The organism is Luteitalea sp. (assembly GCF_022842525.1).
In the GTDB taxonomy this organism is placed as follows: domain Bacteria; phylum Acidobacteriota; class Vicinamibacteria; order Vicinamibacterales; family Vicinamibacteraceae; genus Luteitalea.
This window is the reverse complement of record NZ_JALHPM010000305.1, coordinates 1-4,730: the sequence shown is the minus strand read 5'-3', so window position 1 is coordinate 4,730 and position 4,730 is coordinate 1. Positions and strand designations below refer to the sequence as shown.

The 4,730-nt window shown below is 70.9% G+C and carries 3 protein-coding genes and 1 pseudogene; 1 reads left to right on the top strand and 3 read right to left on the bottom strand.

Features of this window, described 5'->3' with window-relative positions:
* Positions 1 to 68 precede the first annotated feature (68 nt).
* Genes Q0C41_RS29835 through Q0C41_RS29825 form a run of 3 tightly spaced genes read right to left on the bottom strand, consistent with a single transcriptional unit; the run spans position 69 to position 4,161 of the window.
* Entirely contained in the window at positions 69 to 1,841 is a 1,773-nt protein-coding gene (locus tag Q0C41_RS29835; protein ID WP_291990394.1) for a hypothetical protein, read from the bottom strand.
* Positions 1,838 to 3,007 carry a glycosyltransferase gene (locus Q0C41_RS29830; protein ID WP_291990392.1) on the bottom strand — a complete coding sequence of 390 codons (1,170 nt, stop codon included), beginning with the start codon at positions 3,005 to 3,007 and terminating at the stop codon, positions 1,838 to 1,840. Before Q0C41_RS29830 ends, Q0C41_RS29835 begins: the two co-directional genes overlap by 4 nt.
* Positions 3,004 to 4,161, bottom strand: coding sequence for a glycosyltransferase (locus tag Q0C41_RS29825; protein ID WP_291990390.1), 1,158 nt, complete (start codon positions 4,159 to 4,161; stop codon positions 3,004 to 3,006). The genes Q0C41_RS29830 and Q0C41_RS29825 overlap by 4 nt, the downstream gene beginning before the upstream one ends.
* A 94-nt stretch (positions 4,162 to 4,255) precedes the next feature.
* Between Q0C41_RS29825 and Q0C41_RS29820 the strand changes: the two are divergent.
* Positions 4,256 to 4,730 (top strand): annotated as a pseudogene (locus Q0C41_RS29820) (hypothetical protein); the annotation flags it as partial.

Here is a 4,730-nt window from a genome sequence, read left to right as displayed (position 1 = left end):
CGCCGACATCCGCTTCAGCGAACACATGCCGTTCTGGTGTGCGGTCGGCCGCAAGCGCGGCTGACGCCTCAGGTGAGTGGCGTGAACTGGACGCGGGACTGCACCAGGTGCACGCCCATGGCCTCGCACTGCGTCACGAGGGCCTCTGTCAGGGCCGTGTCCAGCGCCGGCGTGGAGAGCACCACACGCCTCGCCCCGGTCGCGAGCACCGCCGCCTCCAGCGCCGCGCCGCCGCCGTGCACGAGCACCCCGTCGACGCGCGTGCCCTGCTTGCTGCGGTCGTCGTCGAGGAAGCCCACGGCCCGCCAGCCGAGCGCGTCGTTGCCGCGAATCTCGCGCAGGACCAGCAACCCGCCCTTGCCCGCGCCGTAGATCAGGACCGGCTCGGCATCGGGCGACTCCTTGCGAAGTGCCGAATCCAGCGTGCGAAACGACAGTCGCGTGGCGGCCACCGCGACGAACAGCAGCACGCCGTGGATGACGAACACCGCCCGCGAGTAGCCGGTGAACCGGTACAGGAACGACACCCCCAGCACCGACAGGATGGTCCCGAGCGCGCACGCCTGCGCCAGGCGCAGCAGGTCGGAGACCCCCGTGTAACGCCAGATGCCGCGGTGCGTCCCCAGCACGAGGAACGCCGTCACCTGGGCCAGCAGCACGACCGGCAGTGACTGCTCGAAGATCGGCCGCTCTGCCCGGAACGTCCCCTCGAAGCGCAGCAGGTACGCCGAGTAGTAGGCGACGACGACGAGGACGGTATCCACCGCCACCGTGACCACCTGGCGCCGGTAGGTGAAGTTGGCCAGGAGCAGCGCGACGCCGCTCTGCGGCACCGCGTCGGGCGGATACACCTGCAGACGCCCGAGGAAGATGCCGAACAGGACGGTGCCGAGTGCCAGGACGACGGCGAGCACGGCGCCGTAGCCGAGGCCGTACCTGTACGAGAGCCACGCGATGGCGCCGCCGACGAGGGCCAGGCCATACAGCGTCAGCACCGCCTGTCGCTCCGACATGCCGAGCGCGACCAGGCGATGCGACGTGTGGTCGCGCCCGCCCTGCGACACGGGACGACCCGCCAGGATGCGCGCGAGGGTCACGAACGTCGTGTCGAAGATCGGCACCAGCACGACGAGCATCGGGAAGACCAGCACGAGCGTCGTCCCGCGTGCATACGGCCAGCCGCCGACCAGGCTCAGACCGCCCACGAGGAACCCGAGGAACAGGCTGCCCGTGTCGCCCATGAAGATGGAGGCCGGGTTGACGTTGTAGACGAGGAAGCCGAGGCACGCGCCGAGGATGACGGCGGCCAGCATCGCCCCCTCGAGATGACCGTCGGCCAGGAAGAACAGCAGACGGAAGCCGGCCACGATGGCCGCGATGCCGGCGGCCAGGCCATCCATGTTGTCCAGCAGGTTCAGCGCATTGGTGATCCCGACCAGCCACACCAGCGAGATCAGCATGTCGAGCGCCGGCAGCCCGGTGAACTGGAACTGCAGCCCGAACACGCTCATGAGGGCGGCGGCGAAGATCTGCAGGAACAGCTTGGTCTGGGGCCGGAGCGGACGCACATCGTCCACGAGGCCGACGATGGCGAGGCCGGTGGCACAGGCGAGCAGCAGCCAGACCGGCTGGCTGCGCGGCTGACCGATGGCCACGCCGGCCAGCGTCGCCACCACGATGGCGAGACCGCCCAGCAGCGGAATCTGCCGGCGATGCCAGCGATCGGCCTTGGGCATCGCCACCAGCCCGGTGGCGATGGCCACGCGCTTGACCGCCGGCACCAACAGGAGCGCGGCGACGAACGCGACGACGGCCGGCACGGCCACGAGGCTCCCGGTCACGCCGCGCCTTTCCGGCTGAGGAGCCGCTGATAGAGCACGTCGATGTCGTGGACCAGGCGATCGGCCCCGTACGTCGCGAGGACGTGCGCGCGGCCGGCCAGCGCCACGGCGCGGCCGCGGTCCGGCAGAGACAGCACGTGCAGCAGGGCCGTGCTCATCCCGCTCGCGTCGTCCATGTCCACGAGCCAGCCGCGCTCGCCGTCGGTGACCACGTCCGGCACGCCACCGACCCGGGTGGAGACCACCGGTCGCGCCGACGCCATGCCCTCGATGAGGGCCACGGGCGACCCTTCGTTGCGCGAGGTCAGCGCCACGATGTCCAGGTCGGCGTAGATGCGGGCGAGATCGGCACGCCACCCGAGCAGGTGGACGGCCGCGCGGAACGATGGTGCGGCGGCCTGCACCCTCTGCTCCAGTTCACCTCGACGCTCCCCATCGCCGACGAGCACGAAGTGCGCGTCCGGGCGCACGGCATGCAGCTGACGCGCGGCGTCCAGAAACACCTCGTGCGCCTTGATGGGCACCAGTCGGGCCACGATGCCGATGAGAGGTGCGGCCGGCGCGATGCCGAGCTCCGCGCGCAGCTGACCGCGATGCTCGTCCGCCCGCACGAAGCGGTCGAAGTCGAAGCCGAGGGGCACCACCGAGAAGGTGTCGGCGGTCCCGATCCGCATGTCCAGGAGTTCCTGCCGGACGCGGGGACTCACGGCCACCAACTCGTCGGTGATGCGGGCCAGTCCCCGCTCGATCGCACGGAACACCTGCTCCTTCCGCGGCGAGAAGTAGCCGCTGAGCACATGGCCATGGAAGGTGTGGACGACGACGGGGACACCGGCGAGCCGCGCGGCGACGCGGCCGATGGTGCCCGCCTTGGCAGCATGCGTGTGCACCACGTGCGGTCTGAAGCGTCGCATCAGGCCCGCCAGCGCCCACAGGCTCCGCAGGTCCTGCAGACCGCGAATCTCGCGGCCCAAATCTGGCATTGTCACCAGGTTCTGGAGGACCTGCCCGTGCAACTGCAAGTGGTTGCCCTCGTTCTCGCCCTCCGCTCCGGTCACGAGCATCGTCTCGTATCGGGCCGGGTCGAGGCGCTTGCTGAGCAGGGTGGCATGGATGGCCGGGCCGCCGATGTTGAGGCGCGCAATGACGCGCAGCACGCGGGTCATGCGTGCACCCCGGCGGGGTGGCGCAGCACGGCCGCGAGGCGCGCGCCATTGGCCTGCACCGAGTAGAGACGCGCGACATGGGCACGCGCCCGCTCGCCCATGTCGGCGCGCCGCGACGGATCGTCCACGAGCGCCAGCAGTGCGTCGCGCCACTCGTCCGGCGTGCGGCACAGGATGACGCCGCCGGCGGCGCCGAGAATCTCCTCGTTCGTGCGCGTCCACGATGCCACCGTCGGCGTGCGCGCGGCGCCGTACTGCAGGGCCTTGAGGGCCGCCTTGCCGCGCGTCCAGGCGGTATCGGGCATCGGCATCAAGCCGATGTCGAAACGGACGAGCTCCTCGACCTCGGCCGCGTCGGTCCACTCGACAATCTCGGCCGGCAGGCTCGCGAAGGGGTTGCCGCCGCTGCCGACGAGGCGCACACTCACCTCGGGGCGCGCCGCGAGCACCGTGGCGAGAGCCCCCTCGATGGCCGGCAGGTACTGCGCCGTGGACGGCGTGCCGATCCAGCCCAGCACGACGTGGCCGCCCGGGGACGGGCGCTCCGGAAAGCGCGCCATGTCGACGCTGGTCGGCACGACCACCGGATGGCCGCCGAGCGCCGTCACCACCTCGGCGTTACGCGCGTTCGACGTACAGACGGCGGCGCAGACCTTGACCGCACGCTGCAGCGAACGCGCCAGCACATGCCGCCGGAGCCGGCTCGGCCACCCGCCGCCCTCGGACGCATCGAGGGCATCGTCAAAGTCGTAGACCAGATCACGGCGGCGCCGCCAGAGCAGCCAGACCGCCCAGCTCGGTACCGCCACACGATAGAGCAGGACGCGGTCGTACCGATGCAGACGCCACACCAGCCGCAGGCAGCCGAGCTGAGTCTCCACGAAGACCCGCACCCAGTGGGTCATCCGGCGGATGGGCGACCGGGCGGCGGTCTTCACGCTGCGCAGGGCGGTGGCCCGTGACAGCACGGCCATCGTCTCGCACGCGAGGCCATACGACTCGAGCACAGGCAGGTACTGGAGGACCCGGTAGCGCGGCCCCGGGACGGGCTCTGGCGCAAGCAGCAGACAGAGCACCCGAAGAGTCGGCGTGGCGCCGGCCGGCACGCGGCCCTCGGGCGCTGCGCCCGACGGCGACGTTGTTTCCGCGGACACCATTCGGTGGCATGGTAGCGGATTCCGTTGTCGCGAGGGCGGCACGGACCGCCTGCCTGTGCCTCGTGGCGTTTCTGCCGATTGGTCCCCTGTGATGGGTACGCTCGCGCTGCTGATGATGCTGGCCGGTGGGTCGGCCCTCGAGGCCGCAGAGGTCGCCCGGGCACAGCCGCTCGTGCTCGATGCCGATGGCGACGGCCTCCCGGAGTCGTGGGAGACGGCCTACCAGCTCGACGACACCGACCCGACCGACGACATGGGCGAGCAGGGCGATCCCGACATGGACGGGATCACCAACATGGAGGAATGGCGGGCGGGAACGCATCCGCGCGGGGTGTACACCGAATACTTCGCCGAAGGGGCGGTGGGCCCGATCCTCGACACCCGTCTCGCGGTGGTCAACGCCGACGCCACCCGGACGGCCGTCGTGCTGGTCCGGTTCCTCGCCTCTGCCGGCCAGACGGTCAGCCGTCTGGAACACGTGCCCCCGCTGTCCCGGCGCACCGTCGACGCGCGCGACGTGGCCGGCATCGCCAGCGAGTTCTCCATCGAGATCACGAGTTCGCTGC